The sequence below is a fragment of the Faecalimonas nexilis genome, assembly GCF_059731825.1.
On sequence record NZ_AP029189.1, the window covers coordinates 262,922 to 288,223 of the forward strand.

The 25,302-nt window shown below is 41.2% G+C and carries 29 protein-coding genes and 4 pseudogenes; 29 read left to right on the top strand and 4 right to left on the bottom strand.

What is annotated here, in order from left to right:
• Positions 1-690: a SpoVG family protein gene (locus AC6I5B_RS01220; protein ID WP_055196149.1), complete on the top strand. Its 690-nt coding sequence runs from the start codon at positions 1-3 to the stop codon at positions 688-690.
• A gap of 60 nt (positions 691-750) precedes the next feature.
• Complete coding sequence (locus tag AC6I5B_RS01225) at positions 751-1,674, top strand: DUF6674 family protein (protein ID WP_390401497.1); 924 nt, start codon at positions 751-753, stop codon at positions 1,672-1,674.
• Between the two features lie 275 nt (positions 1,675-1,949).
• Here the strand turns inward: AC6I5B_RS01225 and AC6I5B_RS01230 are convergent.
• A pseudogene (locus AC6I5B_RS01230) lies at positions 1,950-2,471 on the bottom strand (IS110 family transposase); the annotation flags it as partial.
• 91 nt (positions 2,472-2,562) lie between these two features.
• Between AC6I5B_RS01230 and AC6I5B_RS01235 the strand changes: the two are divergent.
• From AC6I5B_RS01235 to AC6I5B_RS01290, 12 genes and pseudogenes are all read left to right on the top strand, one after another.
• A complete protein-coding gene (locus AC6I5B_RS01235) occupies positions 2,563-3,618 on the top strand; it encodes a helix-turn-helix domain-containing protein (RefSeq protein ID WP_497773544.1) in 1,056 nt (351 codons plus the stop codon).
• A 117-nt stretch (positions 3,619-3,735) separates the two neighbouring features.
• The gene (locus AC6I5B_RS01240) at positions 3,736-4,341 is read left to right on the top strand and encodes an MptD family putative ECF transporter S component (RefSeq protein WP_005423602.1); all 606 of its coding nucleotides are present in this window, start codon (positions 3,736-3,738) and stop codon (positions 4,339-4,341) included.
• Between the two features lie 3 nt (positions 4,342-4,344).
• Entirely contained in the window at positions 4,345-5,022 is a 678-nt protein-coding gene (locus AC6I5B_RS01245; RefSeq protein ID WP_005423603.1) for an energy-coupling factor transporter transmembrane component T family protein, read from the top strand.
• A complete protein-coding gene (locus AC6I5B_RS01250) occupies positions 5,022-6,503 on the top strand; it encodes an ABC transporter ATP-binding protein (RefSeq protein ID WP_444342792.1) in 1,482 nt (493 codons plus the stop codon). Before AC6I5B_RS01245 ends, AC6I5B_RS01250 begins: the two co-directional genes overlap by 1 nt.
• 122 nt (positions 6,504-6,625) lie before the next feature.
• A complete protein-coding gene (locus AC6I5B_RS01255) occupies positions 6,626-8,434 on the top strand; it encodes an ABC transporter ATP-binding protein (protein ID WP_497773545.1) in 1,809 nt (602 codons plus the stop codon).
• A complete protein-coding gene (locus tag AC6I5B_RS01260; RefSeq protein ID WP_497773546.1) occupies positions 8,427-10,175 on the top strand; it encodes an ABC transporter ATP-binding protein in 1,749 nt (582 codons plus the stop codon). The genes AC6I5B_RS01255 and AC6I5B_RS01260 overlap by 8 nt, the downstream gene beginning before the upstream one ends.
• A 16-nt stretch (positions 10,176-10,191) precedes the next feature.
• Complete coding sequence (locus AC6I5B_RS01265) at positions 10,192-10,563, top strand: metal-dependent transcriptional regulator (protein WP_497773547.1); 372 nt, start codon at positions 10,192-10,194, stop codon at positions 10,561-10,563.
• Between the two features lie 490 nt (positions 10,564-11,053).
• Positions 11,054-12,232 carry a DEAD/DEAH box helicase gene (locus AC6I5B_RS01270; protein WP_497773548.1) on the top strand — a complete coding sequence of 393 codons (1,179 nt, stop codon included), beginning with the start codon at positions 11,054-11,056 and terminating at the stop codon, positions 12,230-12,232.
• Between the two features lie 15 nt (positions 12,233-12,247).
• Complete coding sequence (locus tag AC6I5B_RS01275; protein WP_390401476.1) at positions 12,248-12,412, top strand: hypothetical protein; 165 nt, start codon at positions 12,248-12,250, stop codon at positions 12,410-12,412.
• 124 nt (positions 12,413-12,536) lie between these two features.
• Positions 12,537-12,611, top strand: a pseudogene (locus AC6I5B_RS01280) (aspartate dehydrogenase); the annotation flags it as partial.
• A 3-nt stretch (positions 12,612-12,614) separates the two neighbouring features.
• Entirely contained in the window at positions 12,615-13,133 is a 519-nt protein-coding gene (locus AC6I5B_RS01285) for an O-acetyl-ADP-ribose deacetylase (RefSeq protein WP_390401473.1), read from the top strand.
• Positions 13,134-13,437: 304 nt separating this feature from the next.
• A pseudogene (locus AC6I5B_RS01290) lies at positions 13,438-13,800 on the top strand (methionyl-tRNA formyltransferase); the annotation flags it as partial.
• Between the two features lie 111 nt (positions 13,801-13,911).
• Here AC6I5B_RS01290 and AC6I5B_RS01295 read toward each other — a convergent pair.
• Together AC6I5B_RS01295 and AC6I5B_RS01300 are read right to left on the bottom strand one after the other, a co-directional pair.
• Positions 13,912-14,112: a helix-turn-helix transcriptional regulator gene (locus AC6I5B_RS01295; protein ID WP_497741023.1), complete on the bottom strand. Its 201-nt coding sequence runs from the start codon at positions 14,110-14,112 to the stop codon at positions 13,912-13,914.
• An 84-nt stretch (positions 14,113-14,196) separates the two neighbouring features.
• The gene (locus AC6I5B_RS01300; protein ID WP_497773549.1) at positions 14,197-14,931 is read right to left on the bottom strand and encodes a helix-turn-helix domain-containing protein; all 735 of its coding nucleotides are present in this window, start codon (positions 14,929-14,931) and stop codon (positions 14,197-14,199) included.
• 236 nt (positions 14,932-15,167) lie between these two features.
• On the opposite strand from AC6I5B_RS01300, the gene dinB reads away from it, so the two are divergent.
• Together dinB and AC6I5B_RS01310 are read left to right on the top strand one after the other, a co-directional pair.
• Complete coding sequence (dinB, locus tag AC6I5B_RS01305; protein WP_497773550.1) at positions 15,168-16,418, top strand: DNA polymerase IV; 1,251 nt, start codon at positions 15,168-15,170, stop codon at positions 16,416-16,418.
• Positions 16,419-16,460: 42 nt separating this feature from the next.
• Complete coding sequence (locus AC6I5B_RS01310) at positions 16,461-16,703, top strand: LexA family protein (RefSeq protein WP_077326115.1); 243 nt, start codon at positions 16,461-16,463, stop codon at positions 16,701-16,703.
• A 171-nt stretch (positions 16,704-16,874) separates the two neighbouring features.
• Here the strand turns inward: AC6I5B_RS01310 and AC6I5B_RS01315 are convergent, their stop codons facing one another.
• Entirely contained in the window at positions 16,875-18,050 is a 1,176-nt protein-coding gene (locus AC6I5B_RS01315) for an IS110 family RNA-guided transposase (protein WP_117715743.1), read from the bottom strand.
• A gap of 292 nt (positions 18,051-18,342) precedes the next feature.
• On the opposite strand from AC6I5B_RS01315, the gene AC6I5B_RS01320 reads away from it, so the two are divergent.
• The 13 genes and pseudogenes from AC6I5B_RS01320 to AC6I5B_RS01380 all read left to right on the top strand — a co-directional run bounded on the left by AC6I5B_RS01320 (position 18,343) and on the right by AC6I5B_RS01380 (position 25,300).
• The gene (locus AC6I5B_RS01320) at positions 18,343-18,597 is read left to right on the top strand and encodes a hypothetical protein (RefSeq protein WP_077326113.1); all 255 of its coding nucleotides are present in this window, start codon (positions 18,343-18,345) and stop codon (positions 18,595-18,597) included.
• A gap of 552 nt (positions 18,598-19,149) precedes the next feature.
• Entirely contained in the window at positions 19,150-19,497 is a 348-nt protein-coding gene (locus AC6I5B_RS01325; RefSeq protein WP_117582140.1) for a helix-turn-helix domain-containing protein, read from the top strand.
• 150 nt (positions 19,498-19,647) lie between these two features.
• Positions 19,648-20,055, top strand: a complete 408-nt coding sequence (locus AC6I5B_RS01330; RefSeq protein ID WP_157351021.1) for a recombinase family protein — start codon at positions 19,648-19,650, stop codon at positions 20,053-20,055.
• On the top strand, positions 20,049-20,270 hold the full coding sequence (locus AC6I5B_RS01335) for a terpene synthase (RefSeq protein ID WP_157351020.1): 222 nt from the start codon (positions 20,049-20,051) through the stop codon (positions 20,268-20,270). Before AC6I5B_RS01330 ends, AC6I5B_RS01335 begins: the two co-directional genes overlap by 7 nt.
• Positions 20,260-20,580, top strand: a complete 321-nt coding sequence (locus tag AC6I5B_RS01340; protein ID WP_004611636.1) for a helix-turn-helix domain-containing protein — start codon at positions 20,260-20,262, stop codon at positions 20,578-20,580. Before AC6I5B_RS01335 ends, AC6I5B_RS01340 begins: the two co-directional genes overlap by 11 nt.
• A gap of 10 nt (positions 20,581-20,590) precedes the next feature.
• The gene (locus AC6I5B_RS01345) at positions 20,591-20,962 is read left to right on the top strand and encodes a recombinase family protein (protein ID WP_004611637.1); all 372 of its coding nucleotides are present in this window, start codon (positions 20,591-20,593) and stop codon (positions 20,960-20,962) included.
• A gap of 2 nt (positions 20,963-20,964) precedes the next feature.
• On the top strand, positions 20,965-21,402 hold the full coding sequence (locus tag AC6I5B_RS01350) for a type II toxin-antitoxin system PemK/MazF family toxin (RefSeq protein ID WP_004611638.1): 438 nt from the start codon (positions 20,965-20,967) through the stop codon (positions 21,400-21,402).
• Positions 21,386-21,598, top strand: a complete 213-nt coding sequence (locus tag AC6I5B_RS01355) for a DUF6462 family protein (protein ID WP_497773551.1) — start codon at positions 21,386-21,388, stop codon at positions 21,596-21,598. The genes AC6I5B_RS01350 and AC6I5B_RS01355 overlap by 17 nt, the downstream gene beginning before the upstream one ends.
• Before the next feature lie 134 nt (positions 21,599-21,732).
• On the top strand, positions 21,733-21,909 hold the full coding sequence (locus tag AC6I5B_RS01360; protein ID WP_004611640.1) for a DUF6290 family protein: 177 nt from the start codon (positions 21,733-21,735) through the stop codon (positions 21,907-21,909).
• 32 nt (positions 21,910-21,941) lie between these two features.
• Positions 21,942-23,177, top strand: coding sequence for a tyrosine-type recombinase/integrase (locus tag AC6I5B_RS01365; protein WP_497773552.1), 1,236 nt, complete (start codon positions 21,942-21,944; stop codon positions 23,175-23,177).
• Between the two features lie 270 nt (positions 23,178-23,447).
• Positions 23,448-23,912: pseudogene (locus tag AC6I5B_RS01370) on the top strand (lysine--tRNA ligase); the annotation flags it as partial.
• Positions 23,913-24,124: 212 nt separating this feature from the next.
• Complete coding sequence (locus tag AC6I5B_RS01375; protein WP_117863840.1) at positions 24,125-24,727, top strand: Type 1 glutamine amidotransferase-like domain-containing protein; 603 nt, start codon at positions 24,125-24,127, stop codon at positions 24,725-24,727.
• Positions 24,728-24,781: 54 nt separating this feature from the next.
• Positions 24,782-25,300 (top strand): ClbS/DfsB family four-helix bundle protein, encoded by a 519-nt coding sequence (locus AC6I5B_RS01380; RefSeq protein ID WP_412364285.1) that lies wholly within the window; start codon positions 24,782-24,784, stop codon positions 25,298-25,300.
• Positions 25,301-25,302: the final 2 nt, after the last annotated feature.

The following is a 25,302-nucleotide window of genomic DNA, read 5'->3' on the forward strand; positions in this document are numbered from 1 at the left end:
ATGAAGTATTCAATTAAGGTAAACGAAGTAAGGGCAAAAGAGGGCAGCAACATCAAGGGATTTGCAACAGTAGTATTTGGTGATTCATTTAAGATTACCAATATTGCAATCCTTGAGAATAAGGACAAGGGAGAGCTTTTTGTATCAATGCCTAGATACCGCTCTAATGAGCGTGATGAAAGCAATGGTGTGATCTATAAGGATGTATGTAATCCTATCACAGCAGAGTTTCGTGAGGAACTCTATACCAATATCCTTGATGCCTATGCAAGAATCAAGGAACCGGAGAAAGAGGAGACACAGAAGCAGGACAGAACACAGGAAATGCCAGAGTTTTCCGTAACTGTGACACCTTATGAGAGGAAAGGCAGTAACATCAAAGGACTTGCCCGTATTTACTTTGAAAACAGTTTCATCGTAAATAACATCAATATCGTGCAGGGTAAAGAGAAAATCTTTGTATCAATGCCTTCTTATAAGACAAAGCAGGTGGATGAGCAGGGCAAGCCAATCTATCAGGATGTCTGCTATCCGGTCACAAAGGATTTCAGGGAAAAACTCTACAATGAGATTATCTCGGAATATGAGAAAGCAAAGGATAAGAGCAACGAAAAGGCGAGGGAGAGTGCAGAGAAACATCATGGCAATCCCGATAAAGAGAAGGACAAAGAGGCAACACCCTTTCGATAATCAGTAATCAGAGTACAGGGGCGGCCAAGGCTGCCCCATTTACAGAATGGAGGAAACAGAATGGATATGGAAGCAGGAAAAACACTTACCAATGAGGAGGTCATAAGAGAACTTCTCGAATTACTAAAGAAGAATGCCATGAAAGAGCAGGCAAACGATGTATTTGAGATATGCAGCTATGTGGATGGACTGGAGAAAAAGATTGATTCCATGACGGAAGAACTTACCAATATGCAGAATCAGATCAAAGAAATGCAGGAAGATACTCTTGTCAATAATGCTAAAAAGGCATTGTCAGAAGCACAGGAGCGACTTAATGCCAGATGTGAGCAGATAAAGTCGCAGATCTTTGAAGCCAAGGAGCATGTCAAGGAGACAGCCAAAAGCATTGTTGCAGAAGCAAAGGTAAAGGGCAGAGCTGCACTTTATCGAGTATCGGAGTTCTTAGGAATTAAGAATAAGCTTCTTATTGTGCGAGAGAATGTCAGAAGTGCTATCAAGGAAACTGACAGGAATATAGCAAGAACAGCCCTGCTTGGAAAAGGGCTTCGTGAAGCAGGACAGACAGCAGTCAATGCATTCCGTACTTTTGCGGATAAGCCGGAAGTGGATTATTTTCAGAAAGAGCAGAAGCATATGATAACAAAAGCGGTGCTTGCTCCGATGAAAGCAGTGAGAAAGTTGTTTGTATCAATAGAGATTCATCTGGACGCATCCATTGATAAGCTTGATAATCTAGCCATGGATGTGAGAATGGATAAAGAAAAGAATAAGGATGATATGAAGCATAATGACCAGATGGAAGCTGATAGGAAAGAAGCAGCACCTGAGAGAGTCGAAGCTGAGATTGTATATGCACCGGTGGTGGCGGAAACACACGAGTATCAGTATAATGCCGATGCTTTTGAAGCAAGAGGTGCTGCGGATATGAAAGTGGAGATAGGAAAAGAAGTATCAAAGGTAAGAGAAGATAAAGCCAGATAGTAGTGAGGGCGTGGGAGAAATCCTGCGTCCTTTTTTGATGTGCGCCTAACGGCGCACGTTTCTAAAGGGTAAAAGTCCCGAATCCGCCCATAGTGGGAAAGATATAGCCGAAGGCAAGGGTGTACATTGCGAGATGGAATCTGAAGGAAGCTGGATGTAAGGAACATACTAACTCACGGGCAAATCTCTGGTCTGACGAACAGAAATCTCATATGAGGTCATGCATGAGGGCAAGACTGCATCACAAGTTGAAACCCAATAACTACACGGAATCATGCAGTTTCATTCATGAGAGTGCGTAGTGACTCAACAGTTGTAGAGGCACTATTAAGCTGGTCTACAGCTTGCTTGATAATAAGTTTTGTAATGGCATCCTTTGGAAGTACAGGAACAAGTACCTTTGCTTTTCCATAGATTTCTTCAGCTTTTGACTGACTGAAGTTGTACTTCTTGCGTTTGCACCAGTACTGATAATGGTCGATAAAGGCATTTAGGGACATTTTACGGATACAGTCCACATGCCAGTATGCAGATGCAAAATCAACCCATTTCTGGCTGCCGTCACTGCGTGAAGGACTGTCAAAGTAAGTATTAACACCAGGATAGGTATGGTCAAGGATGCCAATAAGATTATTCTTCATAGCTGTCTTGTGCTTCATATAAAAGCCAAACTGACGGTTCATGGTTTTAAGATGATTGCGTAATTCATCCATAACACTATACTGTTTAAGATTCTGCCACTTGTCAAGTGCATATCGTGCAATCTTAACGGCATCAGCTTTATCGGATTTGGCTTTTTCTTTTTGTCAGAAAACCATTTGACACTGCCATTATTCGCGCCTATACTTAGAGTGATTAGTTATAACGAACCGAAAGGAGGAATGGGTAGTGCTGACCTATGAAAAACAAGCACTCTCTGGTACGATTGAAGTATTATTGCGGTCTGAATTGCCAGACGAATTTGAAGGGACAAAGTTATACGGCTCTCTCGAAGAAGATGAACTACGGCAGGACTGTAAAATTTTTCGACTGTCAAATGAAACAGGGCATGGACGCATTACAGTCTATCAGGTTTTTTCTGGTATTGAGCTTTACTATAACGATATGCACATGGGATATTGCAATCAAAATCAAGCCACAGCTAAAAACATGATAGAGATTAACCATTGTCTGATAGGACGTTTTGAGTGTAGCTTTGGTAAAAATAGTTGCTGCTATATGGCGGAAGGCGATTTGTCGATCAGCTCCATGATGAAGAAAAAGTCAAATTCGTGTTTTCCGCTGAACCACTATCACGGTATTTCTATCGTCATCAATCTGGATGAATTGCTGCCGGAAATACGGCAAATCATGGAGCTATTGAATATTGATTTGCACTACATACAAAAATATATTTGCGAAGGAAACCGTTGCTGCATCATGCGGGCCAATCCGTCTATTGAACATATTTTTTCGGAACTCTATCATGTCCGGGAAAAAAGAAAACCAGGATACATGAAAGTCAAAATGCTGGAACTGCTTCTGTTCTTAAGTGATCTCAATACGGCAGAAGAAGTTTTACAGACGGATTATTTCAATCAAAATCAGGTCGCATTGATTAAAGCAGTAGCGTCCTATATTACGGAGGACTTGACAGCACATCATACGATTGAACAGCTTTCCCAGAAATTCGCGATTTCTACAACAGCATTGAAAAAGTGCTTTCGAGGCGTCTATGGAACCTCTGTCTATTCTTATCTTCGTACCTATCGGCTTCAAGTCGCCAAAAAATTGTTGCTGGAAACCGAGTCGTCAGTAACGGAGATTGCAAGTAAAATCGGATATGAAAATCCGAATAAATTCACTTCTGCCTTCAAAGAAACGTATGGCAGCTCTCCAACGGAATTTAGAAAGAGTGTCCGTTTGGATAGAAGCGGGTCCGTATGGAGTGGCGAAGAAATCTGAGCTGTATTAGAATATCCTTTGTCAGATAAAAGCAGAAAGACCGCTTGAAGCTGGCCTATTTTTTGAATAGTGGGTTAGACGTTGCTAACTTTCTGCAAGACAAAGGAGGATTTCCAAATGGAAAATGAAAAATCGACAGGTAACAAGTACACTGTCAAAGACGCGGCAATCATCGGTATCTTCTGTGCGGTCATGTTCGTTGTATTTATGGTCTATTCGATCCTGACCGGCGCTTCACTGTTCTATTCCATGATTTTTAACGCCGCTGGTGCGGCACTTATCCTCGCACCGTTCTATGTTTATATGTGCATGAAAGTCGGCAAGCATGGCCCCGCTCTTGTCTACAATATCATGTGGGCGATTATCGCCGGATTGATGATGGGGCCATTTATGATTCCGTGGTTTTTGGGCGGCGGTATCATCGCAGAGCTTTCCATGTGCGGAAAGGATGCCTACCATGACATTAAGCGTGTGTCTATTTCGTGGGTAATTACGGCACTGGTTCGCGCTGCACATGGTATGTCAGAAATTTGGTTTTTCAAAGACGCATTTCTTGCCACCGGCGTCAGCGAGCAGCAGGTTCAGGTTCAGACCCAGTATTACACCGATCCGAAGTACGTCCTTTTGAGTCTGGCTGTCACCGCTATCCTGGCCGTCCTTGGCTGCATGATTAGTAACAAACTGATTGTGAAGCACTTCAGAAAGAGTGGTGCGATTAAATAAACTATGAGCATGAAATTTGATTTTCGAACCAAATTGCTTGTCATAGTTCTCACTATGTCGCTTGTGGCGGTGCTCACAAGCGACATTTTGATATACACACTTTTTGGCGTTTTGAGCGTGTATCTGATTATTCAGGGCTTTGGCAGGCAGACAATAAAATATTTGATCGTCTGCGGTATTTTTATCGTGTTGAGGTTGCTTTCAGGAGGACAGGGCATTACCATTCTTATGCCGGAAATGTTCCTGTTCATGGTGCTGCGTATTTTGATGATGGTTATGGCTGCGCAGCCCGTGATTGGTATGCCGCCGGGAGAAGTTGTAGCAGTTTTTAAGAAAATCCACGCGCCTAATGGAATTGCCCTGCCCGTAACCTTCATGCTGCGTTTCTTCCCTACTGTGCGCAGTGAATTTTCTGATGTGTTTTCCTCCCTTCGACTGCGAAAGCTGTTGTCATGGAAACACCCTCTGGACGCAATGGAGTATATTGTTACGCCTGTTATTTTCCGTTCATCCAGAATAGCCGAAGAACTTGCCGCTTCTGCTGAAAGCAGGGGGATTTCCAATCCTGGGAAACATACCTGCCGCAGAAAAATAGAATTTCAAAAAAGAGATTGGATTATGTGCGTGATTGCTGTTTGTGTAACTGCATTCTATTTTGTACTGGAAAGGATGGTAGCGTAATGGTAAATGATAAAGCAAGGCGATCCGTTATCCAGTTTGAAGATGTATCTTTTGAATATCCGGGAGCCGAAACAGATAGTATCCATCATATCAGCCTCGATGTAAAAGAGGGCGAGTTTCTTGTTCTGACTGGAGGGAGCGGCTGCGGAAAGACAACTTTAACACGATTGGTAAACGGGTTAGGCGAACAATTTTACGAAGGGACACTGAAAGGGCGCATCACACTGTTGGGACGCAACATATCGGAATATCCTCTGTATGAAATCGGGAAAAAAGTAGGTTCAATCTTTCAAGATCCAAAGAGCCAGTTTTTTGCCAGTATTACAGAGGATGAGATTTCGTTTGGGTGTGAAAATTATGGCGTTCCGTATGAAGAATTGGATAGGCGGGTTTCAAGTGCAATCAAGCGTATTAACGGAGATATGCTGCGAGGGAAAGAAATTTATCCGATGTCCAGCGGGGAAAAACAGAAAATAGCGGTGGCCTCCGTCAATGCTGTTGATCCGGAAATTTATGTGTTTGATGAACCTTCGGCCAATTTGGATATGTATTCCGTTGAGGCACTTAAAAATTTGATGGGTGGACTTAAAGCGGAAGGCCACACAATCATTGTTGCTGAACACCGGCTTTATTATCTTACTGACCTTGCAGACCGTTTTCTCTATATGGAAAACGGGAGCATAAAAGAAAAATGGACGGCGGGAGAACTGCGCTCTATTCCAGAAGAAAAAAGACGAGCCATAGGAATACGAGCGGCAGATTTGCACCATATTGAAGTAGATATTTCCCCTGTAAAAGAAAAAGATATGACGATGGAGGTAAAGGATTTGGCGTTTTCCTATCGCAAACATCCGGTTTTCCATGATGTATCTTTTCAGGCGTATGCTGGTGATCTGATTGCGATTGTAGGTCATAACGGAATAGGCAAAACTACTTTGTCGAATATTCTTTGTGGTATGCAAAAGGAAAAAGAGGGTCAGGTCATATATAACGGGACAAAGGTATCTAAAGGCAAACGGAAGAATTTTGCCTACTTTGTTATGCAAAATACAGATTGCCAGTTGTTTGGGGACAGCGTAGAAGAAGAACTGCTATTAAACGGAAAAGGCAGTACCCAGGAGCAACGCGATGATCTGCTAAAACTATATGGCTTGTTTGAATGGAAAGAACGGCATCCCGCTACTCTTTCCGGCGGGCAGAAACAACGACTCACTCTCGCAGTATCGGATTGGATAGATACCCCCGTTTTGATTTTGGATGAGCCTACCAGCGGTCTTGATTTCAAAAATATGATGAGAATATCGGAGCATTTGAAAGCTCTGGCGCAAAAAGGAAAGACCATTTTAATCATTACCCACGATTATGAATTTGCCGCTATGACTTGCAATCGGGTTCTGCATTTCGTTGATGAAGGTCATGTAGAAACATTTCCGTTACAGGAAAATTTGTCCCGCTTATACTCCTGCCTTATGTGTCAATGAATTATGTGTCCGATTGGATAGATACGCTCTGTATGGAGTGGCAGAAACAACCGAATGATTTTATGATAATAGATGGGTTATAAAATGCTAACCCGTCTATTATTGCGAAAGGAGACTTGCTTATGGAGAAACAAAAAAATGGAGAACTGTCCAGAATGTTCGGATATGCAGGGAAATTCCATGTTTTGACTGTTTTGGGATGTGTTCTCTCCGGAATCAGTACCATTTTATCTATGCTGCCTTTTGTTTGCATTTGGCTCGTCATCCGCGATTTAATCCAGGCTTTTGCTGCCGGGGATATATCTCTTGCAACGGGGAGCGCCCATTATGCGTGGATGGCGGTTGTGTTTGCAGCGGCAAGCATTTTAATTTATTTTATCGCCCTGAACTGTACTCATCTGGCGGCATTTCGTACAGCCACCAATATGAGAAAATCTGCAATTCATCATATCGTGACGCTGCCGTTGGGGTATTTCAGCCAAAATGCAAGCGGACGGCTCAGAAACATCATTGATGATAATGCAGGGCTTACAGAAGGATTTCTGGCCCATCAGCTTCCCGATCTGACCGGAGCCGCAGTTATGCCGGTTGCCGTTATTATTTTGATTTTCCTTTTTGACTGGCGGCTGGGAATTTGCTGCCTGATACCTATGGGAATCAGTGTCATCTTTCTCAAACAGATGATGGGCGGAGATAATGCGCAGTTTATGGGCAAGTATATGACTGCACTGGAAACAATGAATAAAGAAGCTGTGGAATATATTCGCGGTATTCCTGTTGTAAAAGTATTTCAGCAAACTATTTATTCCTTCAAAAATTTTCACGCTGCAATAGAAGAATACGAAAAATTTGCTTCCGGGTATGCCTTAAAATGCCGTATTCCTCTTACAGGATTTACAGTAACACTGAACGGCACATTTGTTTTACTTATTCCAGTCGCCATGTTTATTTTGTCCGGGGTCAGCGGCCAGGCGGCTTATGAAAATGTTGTGCTGGATTTTCTGTTTTACAGTTTGTTTACTCCGGTCTGTGCAACTATGATGAACCGTATCATGTTTGCCAGCGAGCAGCTTATGGCGGCTAAAAGTGCAGTCAGCCGGGTGGATGAAATTTTGCAGGAAAAGCCCTTGAAGGAGCCGGAACATCCCCTGATCCCGGCAGATGCTTCGATTGTGTTTTCGGATGTTTCCTTCGCCTATCCAGGGACCAAAGAGAAGGCCTTAGACCATATCAGCTTTGAGGTTCCGACAGGAAAAACAGTGGCGCTTGTTGGTGCCTCCGGCAGCGGTAAAAGTACAGCGGCAAGCCTCATTCCCCGATTTTATGATGTTCAGTCAGGCTCCGTTACGATTGGCGGCGTGGATGTACGCAATATTGAGAAGCAGGAACTGATGAAAAGAGTTGCTTTCGTGTTTCAGAATACCTGTCTGTTCAAGGACACCTTGCTGAATAATATTAAGGCGGCCCGCCCGGACGCTACCAGGGAAGAAGTCCTGAAAGCGGCTGATGAAGCACAATGCAAAGATATTATTGACCGCCTCCCGGATGGGCTTGATACGCTCGTTGGAACAGGAGGCACATATCTCTCAGGAGGTGAAAATCAAAGAATTGCTCTTGCAAGGGCAATTTTAAAAGACGCCCCTATTATTGTACTGGATGAAGCCACAGCATTTGCAGATGCCGAAAATGAACATCAGATACAGCTCGCTTTTGAGCGGCTGACCCAAAACAAAACGGTTATGATGATTGCCCACCGGCTCTCTACGATACAAGACGCAAACCTTATCCTGGTGTTCAAGGAGGGGCAGATTGCAGAAAGAGGTACGCATGAAGAATTGGTAGCCTTAAATGGTATTTATTCTTCTATGTGGAAGGATTACCAGACCTCGATTGCCTGGAAGGTCGGAAAGGAGGATGAGCAGCATGATTAAGGCGTTAAAAAAGAAGTATGCGTTAAGTGATCAGGGTGCAAAAGACCTGTTAAAAGGGATCGTTTATTCGGTGCTGGCCAATATCAGCCTTATGTTTCCTGTTATTCTTCTGGCTATCGTCCTCAATCAGCTTCTTGCGCCTGTTTTGGGAGCGAGTGCGCCAGAAATCAGTGCCGCCGTTTACACTGTGATTGGAATTGTGATTTTAGCTGTTGTTTTTATTTTTCATTATTGCCAGTACACCGCGACATATCTCGGAACGTATGATGAAAGCGCAAGGCGGCGTATCGGGCTTGCGGAAAAATTGCGTACCCTTCCGCTGAACTTCTTCCACCAGCGTGATCTTGCTGACCTGACAAGCACAATTATGGGCGACTGTGCAAACTTTGAACACGCATTTTCTCATACGGTTCCACAATTCTTTGGAGCAGTTATCTCTACGGGGATTGTTTGTATCGGCCTGCTGATTTTCAACTGGCAAATGGGTTTGGCTCTTCTTTGGGTAGCTCCGATTTCATTTGCAATCGTTATTCTGTCACGGAAATGGCAGGAAAAACTCAGCAAAAAGCACATGAACGCAAGACTGGAGCTTGCAGAAGGCATTCAGGAATGTTTGGAAACCGTACAGGATATAAAGGCTTGCAATCAGGAAGAAGATTATCTTCGCAAATTGGACGCAAAGATGGATGCTGCGGAAAAAGCACAGATTTCATCCGAAATGACAACGGCAAGTCTGCTGACAACCGGCCAGATGTTTTTACGGCTCGGTTTGGCAACGGTGATTGTAGTAGGTAATAGTCTTGTGGTAAGTGGAGATACCTCTCTGTTTACCTATATTCTGTTTTTGATTGCTGCCTCCCGCCTGTACGATCCGCTTTCCGGGGCGATGTCAAATATGGCAGAGCTGTTTTCTGTACAGCTTCAGGTGAACCGCTTGAAAGAAATAGAGAAATACCCGGAAGAAACCGGTGAGAAGAATATCCATACAAACGGGTACGATATTACATTCGATCATGTCCAGTTTTCTTACGAAAAGGGCAAACCGGTACTGAGGGATGTTTCGTTTACTGCAAAACAGGGACAGGTCACTGCATTGGTTGGCCCGTCCGGCGGCGGCAAAAGTACAGTCGCAAAACTGGCAGCCAAATTTTATCCTCTGGACGGAGGAAGAATACTGTTGGGCGGAACCGATATTGCTCCGCTAAATTCAACCATGTTGATGAAAAACTTCTCTATCGTTTTTCAAGATGTTGTGCTGTTTAATAACACCATCATGGAAAATATTCGTGTCGGTAAAAAGGACGCAACGGATGAAGAAGTGATTGCCGCAGCTAAAGCAGCGCAGTGTGATGAATTTATTTCAAAATTGTCGGACGGCTATCAGACGGTGCTCGGAGAAAATGGTTCAACACTATCTGGCGGTGAGTGCCAGCGCCTTTCTATCGCACGTGCTCTTTTGAAAGACGCTCCTGTTATTCTTCTGGATGAAGCTACTGCTTCTCTTGATGTAGATAACGAAACTGAAATTCAAAACGCAATATCCAGGCTGGTAAAAGGCAAGACAGTTCTTATAATCGCTCACAGAATGAGGACGGTGGAAGCTGCCGATAACATCGTTGTATTGTCAGATGGTATTGTAGCCGAAAACGGAACTCACGAAGAACTTATGAAAGAAAATGGCCTCTATCATAGGCTGGTCGATTTGCAGACAGCTTCTGCAAATTGGAAGTTAAGCGTTTAATTCATAAAAGGTACTGATGAAACTTCATGCGTCCGGGGAGGACTACCTGGAAACCATCCTTGTTCCCCAAAAGAAACTCGGTATGGTACGCTCCGTAGATGTGGCCCGGCACATGGAGATGTCAAAGCCCAGCGTGTGCCATGCAGTGGCTACCTTACGGGACGGCGACTTTCTTACAATGGACGAAGAACACTTTCTCCATCTGACCGATGTGGGCCGCGAGGTAGCCGAAAAAATCTACGAGCGTCACTGCTTCTTTACCGAGCAGCTTATCACCGCAGGCGTTGACCCCAAAACTGCGGAGGCCGATGCCTGTCGTATTGAACACATCATCAGCGATGAGAGTTTTGACCGGCTGAAAGAAGCAGTCGAACAAGAGCAAGACTAAACTGAATATGCCAAGCGATCCTGCCCCGACAGACGAGGAAAGAAAAAAACGTTGCAGGGCAGGTAGCTTCGTGCACCCATAATGGATTTTCAGGGTACTGCGGCGGTTTTGAGTAACATCAAGGCCGCCGTTCCTTATGCCCTCGACAAAGGAGTGACGACTACACGCTGACACGGCGGCTTTAGGAGGGAGCCGCCGTGAAGCAAAGACCGCTTCGACATAATTCGGCAGGAATTTACCTGTCAAAAAAAGCCTGACCGTCAATCGGTCCCCATCTGCTTATGAACAGGCACTATCGTGGCTGGTCCATAAGCGTCATAAGTCCTCTTTTAGCAGCGCCAGCCGCCGTTCTTCGGATGCTGGCGCTTTTGTTTGTCGTTTTTTCGGGAATTTCCCCGAAAGGTGTCGCTCACCGCCTTCATTTCGGTTCACCCGTCAACCCGTGAATAGAAATGGAGGTACATAATGCAGAAGATCAATCTTCGAGAGAGTGGATTATCTGTTCCGGCATAATCAGAATCGTGTGCTTGTAGCAGATGAAGTGGGTATGGGAAAAACTCTTATTGCCAGAGGAGCAATTGTAAAGACAGCAAGACTTAGAATCGAAGAGAAGGATGATCTGTTTAAGGTAATTTATATCTGCTCTAATCAAAACATAGCAAATCAGAATATCAGAAAACTTGATGTAACAGGAAAGAATGCCATCGGCTCAGTATCAGATACCAGACTGTCTATGCAGCATTTAAAGATTTCTGAGCAGGAAAATGATCCGCAGATAAAGGAAGGCTATATACAGCTTATCCCCCTTACACCGGAAACATCTTTCCGCATGACCTCAGGAGGCGGAAGTGTGCAGGAAAGAGCACTTATGTATGCCATTTTAAGGAGAATGCCGGACTTTAAAGGTCATGCAGCATCTCTTGAAAAATTTATGATAATGGATGCTGTAAAAGCATGGGATGGATGGGCAAAATGGAACTTTGAAAATCGTGTGGCAGAATGCGAAAAGATGACGAAGGGTGTCTATCCACAAAATGTGATAGAAAAAATCCTTAATTATCAGGAGTATGAAAGTATAAGGGACATGCTGCTTAATCATTTGCATGAAAGAAGATACAATAAACAGCTTACATATCCCAATTACTATGTGATGAATAAGCTTCGTGTGATGTTTGCGAGAATCAGTGTATCTATGCTGGAGCCGGATCTGGTAATCATGGATGAGTTTCAGAGATTTAAGTTTCTTTTGTCATCCGATGACAGTGAGCTTGGTATTCTTGCACACAGTTTCCTTAGTGGACATGATACAAGGGTACTTCTGTTGTCGGCTACACCATATAAATTGTATTCTACCCTTGAAGAGATAGATGAAAATCAGCTTGATGAGCATTATGCAGAGTTTTTTCAGGTTATGAACTTTCTTTTTGATGATGAAGTCAAAGACATTGCAAACTCATATGATTGTGTCTTACTTCCTGCAGGGAACAGATCAAGAAAGGTACAATGGGAAGTCCCAAGAAAATCAAATGGTTGGGCTTATGGATTTAGACGGGCAAATGTGTGGTATGCAAGTGAAGAAGATAGCAGGTTACAAGATTATCTTACGAGATTAGTAAAACAGATTGATGAATATGATGGCGAAAATTGGATTGACAAGTATGCTGAGTAATGAGGTACACATATTATGGGAAACGAATCAGGTGAATGGATTATGCATGGCATGAAGTGGGACAACCCGGATTGCATCCATTCTGTAGATGAAGCAATCAAGTATATAAATGAATTTGGCTTTTTACCATTATTGATAGATAGTAATAGGTGGTTTTTATGTAACAACGGAGGCGATTAAGATGAAGTTTGGAATGAGAACACCCAGTATAAAGAAATCAATAAAGGCAAGACCAACCGGAAAAGCCAAGTGAGCTGTTAAGAAAGCTTTGATTCCAGGGTACGGAAAAAAAGGTGCAGGATGGATTAAGAATCAGGCAGACCTTGATGCATTCAAGAAAATGTATGGAATAGATGATGAGATGGAGAAGGAATATTGAACAATGTATTTGATTAAGACGATAAAAGGTGACATAACAAAAGTAACAGATGTGCAGGCAATCGTGAATGCAGCAAACAATTCCCTTCTTGGCGGAGGTGGTGTAGATGGTGCGATTCACAGGGCAGCAGGACCGGGGCTTCTGGCGGAGTGCAGGACACTTCACGGATGTGAGACTGGAGAAGCAAAGATAACAAAAGGATATAATCTGTCATGTGATTATGTGATACATACTGTAGGACCAATATGGAATGGTGGAAGAAATAGAGAAGAGGAACTTCTTGCTAACTGTTATTTTAATTCTATGAAGCTAGCAATGGATAATGGAATCAGGTCTATTGCATTTCCTTCTATATCAACGGGAGTATATAGTTTTCCGGTTGAGTTGGCAGCAAAGATTGCGATACATACAGTAAATAGGTTCTTACAGGATAATCCGGATTGTTTTGATCTGGTGGAGTGGGTGCTATTTGATACTCATACTGAATCGGTGTATGAATCTGAGGTTGATAAGATATATTAAAGATTAATCGGTTTAAGATTGGTTAGATCTCTTTGTTTAAACCGATTATTAAACCAATTAGTACTCAAACTGCTATATAATAGGGGTTATGATTGGTTAAATAGGGTCAAATTCAACCAATTTGAAAAAAATGTCCTATTTCGTCCATAAATAGAATGTATATGGTATACTAGCTAATAGTAATGCGGTTTCAACCGACATTACATATTATTATGAGAAATTAATGCAAAGGAGTTATAATCAAATGGATAACAATGAAGTAGTAACGGAAGAAGTGGCAGCAGTTGTTGAAAATAGTACAGGTATTGAAATAGAGCCTTTATTTGAGGAGCAGGTTGATTTTGATACATTCTCAAAGTCAGACTTCCGTGTTGTAAAGGTAAAAAATTGTGAGGCAGTACCTAAGAGTAAGAAACTTCTTAGATTTACACTTGATGATGGTACAGAGAATGAAAGAACTATTCTTTCAGGAGTACATGCATTTTACGAGCCGGAGGAACTTGTAGGTAAAACTTTACTTGCAATCGTAAATCTTCCACCACGTTCTATGATGGGAATAGATTCATGTGGTATGCTTCTTTCTGCAATTCACAATGTAAATGGAGAAGAAAAACTGAATCTGGTAATGTTAGATGACGCAATCCCAGCAGGTGCAAAATTGTATTAAGAGTATAAATGCCACATGGTTGTTAATAACTGTGTGGCATTTTATCGTTGTTGTTGATAAGGATATGAAAAGATGTCTAAAATAGAAGGAGAGCCGGATTGCTGCTCCGACTCAATCTTCCACATGGAATACATCTTCCACCAGCATATTAAAGTACTTTGATATCCGCAGCATAAATTCGGCAGATGGGGTGCTGTCCCCACGTTCTATCCTGCCGACAGTTTTGGTGCTGTATCCGATAGCAGCGGCAAGGTCATCCTGGTAAATGCCTCGCTGTTCACGGATTTCTCTGATATTATTGATAACCGCCATAAAAATTCCTTCTTTCAGTTCTATAGATATTTTCTTATTGTCAATTATGCAAAATAATGTGTCCAATAAAAAGGACTTGCAATTTTATCGGCAATGCCCTGTAATAGCAGAAGCATCAGATTTTCCAAGAACTTTTCCAAATATGTCTAAGCGGTCATTTTCACTAACCTTGATAGGTGCATACTTTTCATTAAGCGAGGTAAGGAAGATTCCGTCTGTATCGTTTTGCAATTTTTTAATATAGGCTTCTCCGTTTAGAGCGAAGATGCCGATTTCTCCATTAGCAACAGATTCCTGCTGTAATACCCATGCAATCTGACCATCGTGGAATTCAGGTTCCATACTGTCACCACTAATACGGACACCGAAAGTAGTATCTTCCGGTAAGATAGATTCATCTATACATACAGTCTCTTTCGGTCCGTCTACAAGGAAGTTACCGGTTCCGGCTGATACTGCATTTTCAAAAATATCAATGCTTCGGAATGGAATTATCTTAGCAGTCTGCTTTTCATACATTCCGGATGCGTGAAGCAGATTGATATAATCCATAGCTTTTTCCCTGCCCTCATCAGTAAGTGATGAAAAAGGATCGGCAGGATTTACTCCAAAATATGCTTCATACATGTTAGTAATACCAAGGATTCTACACACTTTGTAAAATATGGTAACGCTTGGTTCAGCAAGATTTCTTTCCCAGTTAGATATAGCTTTGTAGGAAATGGTAACACCTTCCTTAGCTAATTCATCAGCGAGATCCTGTTGGAGCAAGCCTTTCTTTTTCCTATATGTTGAAATGATTTCTCCGATTGAGTACATACATACGCCTCTTTTCTTTCATTTTGTTGATTTCAAATGTCTCTTTTCACTCCATAGTATATAGCAACAGTACCAATTATTCAAGCTAAAAATCCAATATAATGAGAAAAAAGGACACATGTGTCCGTTGACAGTCGATTATTCTTGGGGTTATACTATGCACTGTAAGAAACATTACTCATATACTTGGACTAAAGGTTATGGTAATGACAGATTAAATGCAGGAGGTGATGCAGATGGGAGACAGGGTAATACTTCATTCAGATATCAACTGTTGTTATGCTTCGATTGAACATCTGCATCATCCTGAGCTTGCAGGAAAGCCATTGGCAGTAGGCGGCGACCCAGAGGCAAGACATGGGATTGTCTTAACAGCCGACTATATTGCCAAGAAGTACGGTGTGAAAACAGGAATGGCACTCTGGCAGGCAAAGCAGGTCTGTCCTGACATAACGTTTGTTTCACCAAGAATGGACTTATATCTTCGATTCTCAAGAATGGCACATGAGATATATGCAGAATATACGGACAGGCAGGAGCCATATGGAATTGATGAGTGCTGGCTTGATGTGACAGGGAGCAGCTCCCTTAAAGGGGATGGATTGCTTATTGCACAGGAAATCAGCAGGAGAATGAAGTCAGAGCTTGGTATCACAGTAAGTGTTGGTGTTTCTTTCAATAAGATATTTGCAAAGCTTGGTTCAGACTATAAGAAGCCTGATGCAATCACAACTATGTATAAGAGTGAGTTTAAGCAGAAGGCTTGGTTACTTCCGGTGGCAGATCTTCTATATGTTGGCAAAAGTACGAACAGAAAGCTTGCATTATTTGGTATTAAAACCATAGGTGATCTTGCAAGGGCAGATGAAGATGTGCTTAACAGTCATCTTGGAAAGATGGGCAGTATCTTATGGTCGTTTGCTAATGGCTATGATGATTCACCTGTCAAGTTGGAGAATACCCACGCTCCAATCAAATCGGTGGGAAACAGCACAACGACACCAAAGGATTTAGTATGCGATGAGGATGTAAAGATTGTTCTTTATATTCTGGCTGAGAGTGTTGCAGCAAGACTTCGTGAGAATGGATTCCGGTGCAGAGTGGTTGAGATAAGTGTCAGGGATAATGAGTTATTCTCTTTTACCCGTCAGAAAAAAATCGACCATGCAACGAATATAACCGGAGAGATAGCTGCATATGCTTATCAGATATTTAAGGAAAACTATAACTGGAGCAAACCAATCCGCAGTGTTGGTGTCCGAGGTGCAGACTTAGTAACAGATAATTATTGGGAACAGATTGATTTGTTCTCAAGTGTGGAGAAGCGTGAAAAGCAGATGAAGATGGATTCAGCGGTGGATGATATACGCAGAAGATTTGGATTTTACAGTATCCAGAGAGGACTCATGTACCGGGACAGGATTCTGTCGGCAGTCAATGCAAAAGAAGAACAAACAGTACATCCACATGGGTACTTTTCAGGTTAGCAACGAGAAGTGCCAATAGAGTAAAGAAGAGGGAGGCGGAACATGAGCGAAGCAGCAAGAATTAATCTGGTAGACAGAGCACCATTGACGGAGAAGCAGCAGAATGTGTATGAAAGCATTATGCAATATCAGCGTGTGAATGGCTATGCTCCTACTATCAGGGAGATATGCAAGATGGTAGGGGTGGCATCGACTTCAAGTGTTTATGCACATCTGAAAATATTAGAAGAAAAAGGCTATATAGCAAGGAAGATGGATGCTTCCAGAGCAATAGCAATCTTGTAAGGAAGACTAACTATTAAAAGTCAAGCCTTAAAATGATATTTTTTGAATAAAATACAGAAATGTATTTTAGATATATTTTGAACTCAGTTAGAGTTCCATGAACCTTGAAAACTGCATGACAAAAAGAGCATCGTGACAGGTGCTCAAAAAGGAGTATCGAATTAAAATTGATTAAGCTACTTTGATGTATTGTTGCTTTGTTTTTTCAAGATGATAAATCACTCGAACCAGCTTTTTTACAGCATGTGATATGGCAACGTTATAGTGCTTGCCTTCAGCTCGTTTCTTGGCAAGATACCCTGCAAATGTTGGATCCCAGTGGCAGACATACTTGGCGGCATTGTACAAAGCGTATCGCAGGTATCTGGAACCACGTTTTTCCATATGTGCGTAAGCACCATCCAGTTGTCCGGATTGATATGTTGATGGTGAGAATCCAGCATAAGCTAAGATTTTATCAGGAGAATCAAAACGACTGAAGTCACCAATCTCGGCAATGATCATAGCACCCATGCGATAATTAATTCCAGGAATACTAAGAATCGGTGAGTTGATTTCATCCATGATGACTTTGATTTCATTTTCGATTTCATCAATCTCGGAATCAAGTTCCTGAATCAACTTGATGGTGTGTTTTAGTTCAAGTGATTTAGCTGGCATATTTGAGCCAATAGAAGCCCTTGCAGCTTCTCTGAAAGTAATGGCAGTATCTTTACTATATCGACCTTTTGAAGCTTCCGAAAGAAGATTTGTAAGTCTGGTAAGATGTGCGCTGGCTACGTGCTTAGCACCGGGAAATTCAGAAAGCATTGAATAAACAGATGCCATATGAAGTGTTGGCACAAGCTTTTCTAATTCAGGGAATAAGATACAGACAAGTCTTGAGACGGAAGACTTTAGCTTGGCACGTTCTTTTACTTTATCAAAACGATAACGAGTTAATGACTTTAGCTCTTCGTTATGGTAAGATATGTCTGAGTAGGACTTTAAGTTCACATCAGACATGAGCATGGAAGCAATCGTGCGGGCATCTACTTTATCCGTTTTCGTCTGTCTAAGGCTTAGACTTTTTCTGTACAGATTGGTATGTAACGGATTGATAACATAGGCGGCCAAACCTTTATCAATGAGATATCCGAGAAGATTGTAACTATAGTGTCCAGTGGCTTCCAGTCCTACTTTTACTTTTGTTGCATCTTCCGTAACAGATTCAATTTTTTGATAAAGTTCATTGAAACCATCTAGGTTGTTAGTAATGGTAAATGGTTTAAACAACACTTCTCCATCAGAGTTGGTGATAAAGCAATCATGCTTATCCTTAGCGACATCAATTCCTACATAAATCATAATAATCTCCTTTGAAATGTATTAATGCTGTTTTAGAACCACAGGGTGCTCCTTGCGATTGTATCCTCGTTCTAAATAAACCGTCATGCGGTATCTAACTGATTAACAAATGAACAAAGAGACTGTGGTTGGAGCCTTCCTAAAACCATCAAGTGGTAGGTGATTGAAACCAATCCACAGCATCTTATATATCATAGTCGAACCTGCAGAAGAGGTAAAGAATAGACTATGACCTTAATAGTTATGAAGACCTTGGAGAGGGGCTATAAAAACTACTACTTTATAATACGAGGTGATTACATTGAGCAATAAGGTATATGTTGATGTACTTGCAGAGTTTTCAAGGGACGGACTGCTCATTCCAAAAGAGATAACATGGGAAGATGGCAGAAAGTATGAGATTACACGAGTAAAAGACAAGCGCAGAGCAGCCAGTACAAGGGCTGGTGGAGTTGGAGAGCGTTATACCTGTGTGGTAGATGGAAAGGAAATATTCCTTTTCTATGAAGATAACAATATGTGGTTTATGGAAAGAGCCGGAGCCTGATATGATTGTGTGCTGACAGCACACAACATGTCAGTTGGCTTTAGATCAGCAAAGCCGGGGAATGTGCAGACATTCATCGGAACTCCCGGCAAAAGGCTTGCAAAGGTGATTTCCCTTTCCTTTACGAGTACAAAGTTGTAGATAGTGATGATTTTGTATGAATAAGGAGCGAACTGAATTGAACAAAGGAAATGTTATAGAAATTAGATGTAAAAAATGCAACAAGTTAATGATGGAATACTTTGTATGCGGTGATGATTCCGCTGTAGCACTTCAGAATATTGGAATTAAGTGTGACAGATGTAAGCGAGTGATGATACTCAAGAAGTATTCCGAGGGAATGATGAAGGAACATTCTGAGAATGGGACTTTCAGAATATAATGATTGACAATTAAATTACAGCCCACCTGATAAGGGCACATCGAAAGATGGAAGCACCAGAGACGCAGGGGAAACGAACAGTATTTATGATACTGGTTTCCTCGTGCGTCTTTTTTAGTGCTGTAAAGGTAATCCGACTTGTTCGTTTCCAAGGGCGGCAAGGAGGATTTATGAGCAGTAAAGCACAGACAAGAGAAAAGGATTATGAGAGAGGATTACGAATTGCTGACAGTAGAAAGGCGATAGGATTATCACAGGATGAGTTAGCTCATAGAGTAGGTATAGGCAGACAAGCAATATCTGCGATTGAAAATGGTGGAGATTTTAAGACACAGACATTAGATAATCTGGCAATCGTACTTGGTGTATCTGTTGATTTCATAATGTATGGAAAGAATGAAGAAAATTCAGAACTATTATCTGAGGCAATGGATGTTCTTTCAGATATGGATGAATTGCAGATAAGACAGTGCCTTGCAATGATGAAAGCGATGAAAAGCGTGTCAGTTGGAAAGTGATTGTCGTGTTTACACGACATAATTGTCGCCTGTACACGGTCGGCAATAAAGCAGTAAGAGACTAGAATGAACATGTGCTTGAGATACAGCACACCACGAGAGTGGAGGCGCCAAAACTCTCCAATACGAAAACGTAAAGGAGACAACAAAATGAATAAAAGAGATTTTAGCGTAGTAGGAAACGAAGGTACAGATAATCAGGAGTTCGCTAAGGGAATTGCATTTGTAAAGTCCCGCAGAGCGGAACTCAATGTAGTTCAAATGGTTGAAAGTATGCGTGATCAGGCAATGCCTAATGGAGTAATCATCAATGATGTGTATTGTGATCGCTCAATGACAAGGGACTATGACAGAGAAGCACTCAATGCTTTCTTTGCAACACTTAAAGAGGAAGATTTTGAGGTTGTAGTAGTCAGAAGCCTGAATGAGATCACCGATGACATTTATGATCTGGAAGAATTTGTTAAGACCATCACAGATATGGGCATATGGCTCTATTCTCTTGAAGTCGGTCCGGTGCCAATTACTGTATCTCATGCAGAGGATTTTGGATGCTAACGGAATCCTTTGGCAGAGCGACAACAGAAAATCATTCCGGTCGGGACAAACAAGTCCCGGCTGTGAAGGATTGCAGATTTACACAGACTGCATTCGGAACAGTAGTACATGATTCAAGTGGGAAGTGGCGTGGTCAGTACGAGACAGAAGATGCAGCTGTAGAGATGATTAGAGAAATGGCACAGGACATTGGAGGGTACGACGATGAAATATGAAGGATATAAAATTGGTCCGGTGATTCGTGATATCCGTAAGGACAAGGGACTTCTCATTGAAGAGGTTGCTGCTAAAACTGGAATAAGTGTTTCGACACTTGGACAGGTGGAGCAAGGAGGAAGAAACCTGAGCATGAAAAATTTGTATATGCTTATGGAAGTTTATGAAACAGACGCAAATAGCTTACTTGCAATAGACTGTACACCGGATTCATTAGATTCGAGGCTAAAGCGGTTACCTGCAGATAAGCAGGATTATTTGAAAAAGACATTTGATTTTATGATAGAGCAGGCTTTGAAGTCAGCATAGGAGGCAGAGAATGAGAAGAAAGATTAAAAAGATGGATTGCATAGAATATCTTTCAGTGCAGGCTCCATTGGAAAAAGTAAATATGCTTGAAGACAAGCAGAGCAAATATATACATGAATTTGTAAAGAGAAAAGAATATTCAATCGTGGGAAAGATAAGACGCAATGGCTTTTCGCAGAGAGATGTTGATCGCCAGTGGAATCAGATTGTGAATATGATCCGCAAAAAGCAAATCAGTGGAGTAGTTGTTGCGAATATGGCAGCTATATCCAGCAGTGTTGCGGATGCTTATTTTAAGGTAGGACTGGTTATTGAAGCAGGCGGCATTGTGGTGACTGTAGATGAGGGCAGATTGGATATGCACATCAAGAAGGGAGCATAGATATGAGCAGACGAACAGAAAAAAGAAGATATGGTAAGTATAATAAATTTGATGTCGTGTATGCAGATTTTGGAAAAAATCCACATGGCATCCAGGGAGGAATCAGACCAGGAATAATTATTTCATGTGATGCCAGTAATCATGATGGTGCACCGCAGGTGTCAGTAGTCCCTTTGAGCAGTAAGTTAAAGGATATTCCGGTACATGTGATTTTAAATCCGAAGGATGTGAGTGGATTTGGATTAAGTAAGATCTCTGATTTTATGCCTGAAGATGCACAGACAATTTCAAAAGGCTGCATTAGAGCAAAAAGTGGAACTGTCATTGAGGATTCCGGCGTGAGAGAAGAAATAGACAGAGCATTGATACGACAGTTTGATCTGTTACCTGTAGCTCGCAAAATGGTAATGGAGGAGTTAGCAAATGGACAGCAGAACTAAAAAGACTAATAATAAAAGATTTGTCAGATATTCAGAAGGAGCAGAGATGTATTCAATGAGTGTGTCAAAGTTTATGCAGTTAGCGAAGGATGCAAAGGCATGTTATAAAGTGAATCAGCTGGTGTTGGTTAATCTGGATATTATTGATGAATATCTGGAGACTTTCCATATTGTAGATGGCGAGTTTTATAAGTAATTATGAGAAATGACGCATTAATATAGAAGAAATACAAACAAGTATGGAGAAAAATGAGCCAAGAGAGAAAAAATGTATTGACTTTTGGTCAGACCAAAAGTATAATATGACTAAGATATGAAGGAGGCATACAGATGGCTAGAACTGGAAGACCAAAAGCAGATAAACCTTTTGATCATAAGGTGACTGTTAAATTCAAAGAAGAGGAATACCAGATAATGGTTGAGTATGCGGAGACTCATAATCTATCCATTTCGCAATTGATTAGAATGGGTGTTGAATTACAAATGAAGCAACAGGCTAATCAGTAGAACAGGCTCTTTTCTCCAGAAAGGAGAGAATAATGGCTTGTAGAAAAGATGGTAAAGGCAGAGTATTAAGAAAGGGTGAGGGTTACAGAAAAGGCGACGGAAGATACTCATATGTATATATTGATCCATTAGGCAAGAAAAGGACCATTTATGCAAAGTCTTTGGTAAAACTTCGAGAAAGAGAAGAACAGTTACAAAAAGATCAGTTGGATGGACTTGATGTCTATGTCGCAGGAAAGGCTGATGTGAACTTTTTGTTTGACAGGTACATATCAACTAAAACAGAATTGCGTAGCACTACTTACAGTAATTATTTGTATACATGGAATCATTTTATTCGTGATACATTTGGCAAGAAGAAAGTAAGAGATGTGAAATACTCAGACGTGTTGTTCTTTTATACAGACTTGATTAATAATCAGGGATTACAGATTAATACGCTTGAGACAATTAACACAGTACTAAGACCTACATTTCAACTTGCTGTCAGAGATGATATCATAAGGAAGAATCCGGTAGACGGAGCATACTGTGAAGTAAAAAAGCGTAATGGTGGTGCCAGAAAAACAAGGCGAGCGTTGACTGTGGATCAGCAGAGAAAATTCATGGAGTATGTAGCAAAGAATCCGTTCTTTTATCACTGGTATCCGTTCTTTGTATTTTTGTTAGGAACTGGATGCAGAATAGGAGAAGCAATTGGGATACGCTGGGATGATATTGATTTGGAAAATCGAATCATTGATATCAATCATAGCTTGACCTATTACCAGAGAGCGGATGATTCATATAAATGTGAGTTTAGAGTATCTTTGCCAAAGACGGAAGCAGGTAATCGTAGAATACCTATGATGCAGCAGGTATATGATGTGCTTCAGGAAGAATATGAGAGACAGAAGCAGGAAGGCTTTTGTGTTGAGAATGTGGACGGAATGACCAATTTTGTATTTACAAACCGATTTGGGATGCCACATAACCCAGCAGCAGTAAACCGGGCAATCAAGAGAATTGTAGATACACATAATTCAGAAGAAGAGGTGGCTGCTAAAAAGGAGAAGAGAGAACTTGTTATGATTCCAAGATTCTCCTGCCATATCTTCAGACATACGTTTGCATCAAGATTTTGCGAGAATGAAACCAACATCAAAGTAATTCAAGAGGTAATGGGACATGCTGATGTATCGACTACCATGAACATATATGCAGAAGCAAACCCAGATGTTACCAAATCAGTAATTGAGAAATTATCAAAAAATATGGATATTTTTTAGAAAAGAGTCCTGCGATTGAACTCTTTGAAGATTGAAAAATATACCTATTCATACTGTGACAAATATGTTATACTTGCTAAATATTGTTGTGTTTGACACAGCAGTACATGCATAAAATAAAAAGACGTATTTTAAGGCGAATGACATCTTTTGGACGCACAAAAGTCAAAAAAACGTCCAAGAGTATCCAGGTATATAGAATCCGGGAAAGCCCATTTTCCAAGGGCTTACAAGGATATACAAGAGTTGGCTTAGCAATCAAAAAAGCTCCCGACAATGAAGACCCTCGGTGGTGTAAAATCCGAAAATGGTGTAAGTTCTAAAGAGGTTTCTACACCAAATTCAGAGCCGGAAAAAATTGATTTTTCTAAGGTAAAGGTCGAGCCTTTGTTTGAAGAAGATGTTGATTTTGATACATTCTCAAAGTCAGATTTCAGAGCAGTTAAGGTTAAAGAATGCGTTGCTGTACCGAAGTCAAAGAAACTCCTTCAGTTCACTCTTGATGACGGAACAGGCACAGATAGAACCATTTTAAGCGGTATTCACGCATATTACGAGCCGGAAGAACTTGTTGGTAAGACACTTATCGCAATCACAAATCTTCCTCCAAGAGCAATGATGGGCATTGACTCTTGTGGTATGCTTCTCAGTGCAGTACACGAAGAAGAAGGCGAAGAAAAGCTTCATCTCCTTATGGTAGATGACCATATTCCGGCAGGTGCAAAGCTCTATTAAGAAGTACCGTTTTACCTTACAAAACGGGATGTACTTCATTTGCGAAAAAGCTCTGAAAATACACAAATACACCAAATTTACACCAAATGGTGCTTGAAACGGTGCAGAGCCTTAAAAATCGCATATTTTAAAGATATATGGGCAGTTCCATTGCGGAATTGCCCATTTTCAGAAAGAAAAAGATAAATTGGTATTTATAAAGGAGAATATTGATGAAACTATTTTTATGTTCGCACTTTTCAAGTGTGGGAAGTCTGATAAAGGAAGAAATTGAAAATAAGAAAGTCGCATTTATTCCAACAGCTTCACTGCGTGAAGGCTACACCGGTTATGTCGGCTCGGCTCGAAAATTATTCAAAAAGTTGGGAGCAATCGTAACTGAAATTGATATTTCAACGGAGGCTTATTCAACGATACAGTCTGTTTTTGAAGAAGCAGATGTGATATATTTTACCGGCGGAAATTCTTTCTTTCTTATGGACCAGCTCCGTAAAACGGGAACTGATGGGCTACTGAAAAAGGAATTGGCAAATGGAAAATTGATGATCGGCGAGTCGGCAGGCGCAATTATATGCGCTCCAAGCATCCAATATATCGAGCAAATGGATGAAAAGCCAGAGGACTACTCACAAGAAGATGATGCAGGGCTTGATTTGATTGATTTCTATGTTCTTCCGCATTATCTTACAGCACCATTTAAGAAAGTTACCGAGAAAATAATGACTGAGTTTTCGGATTTGAATCTATGCCCTATTAACAACCATCAGGGAATTGTAATTGATGGTGAAGGTTCAAGGGTTATTTGCAAAGACTAATTTGAAAAATCCTTTTTTTGAAACTGGAAAATCGGAAGCTGAGGAGATAGACTATTGAGAACATATGAGAATAAAGACGAGCTTAAAAACGAGATAAATAAAAGCTTTGCAAAGTATATTTCAGAATTTAATGATATTCTGGAGCATTTAAAAGATAAGAGAATTGATGAGGTCGATCGAACTCCGGCAGAAAATCTTGCTTATCAGGTTGGCTGGACAACTCTTGTTATTAAATGGGAATCAGACGAAAGAAAGGGTATTCCTGTCAATACTCCTTCGGATAATTTTAAGTGGAATCAGCTTGGCGAATTATATCAATGGTTTACAGATACATATGCTCAGCTGTCACTGCAAGAATTGAAAGACAGATTGAATGAGAATATCAACTCTATTTATGCAATGATTGATTCTCTGAGTGATGAAGAATTATTTAAACCACATATGAGAAAATGGGCTGACGAAGCAACTAAAACAGCTGTCTGGGAAGTATACAAATTCATACATGTTAATACAGTTGCTCCGTTCGGAACCTTTAGAACCAAGATTAGAAAATGGAAAAAGATTGCACTATAACT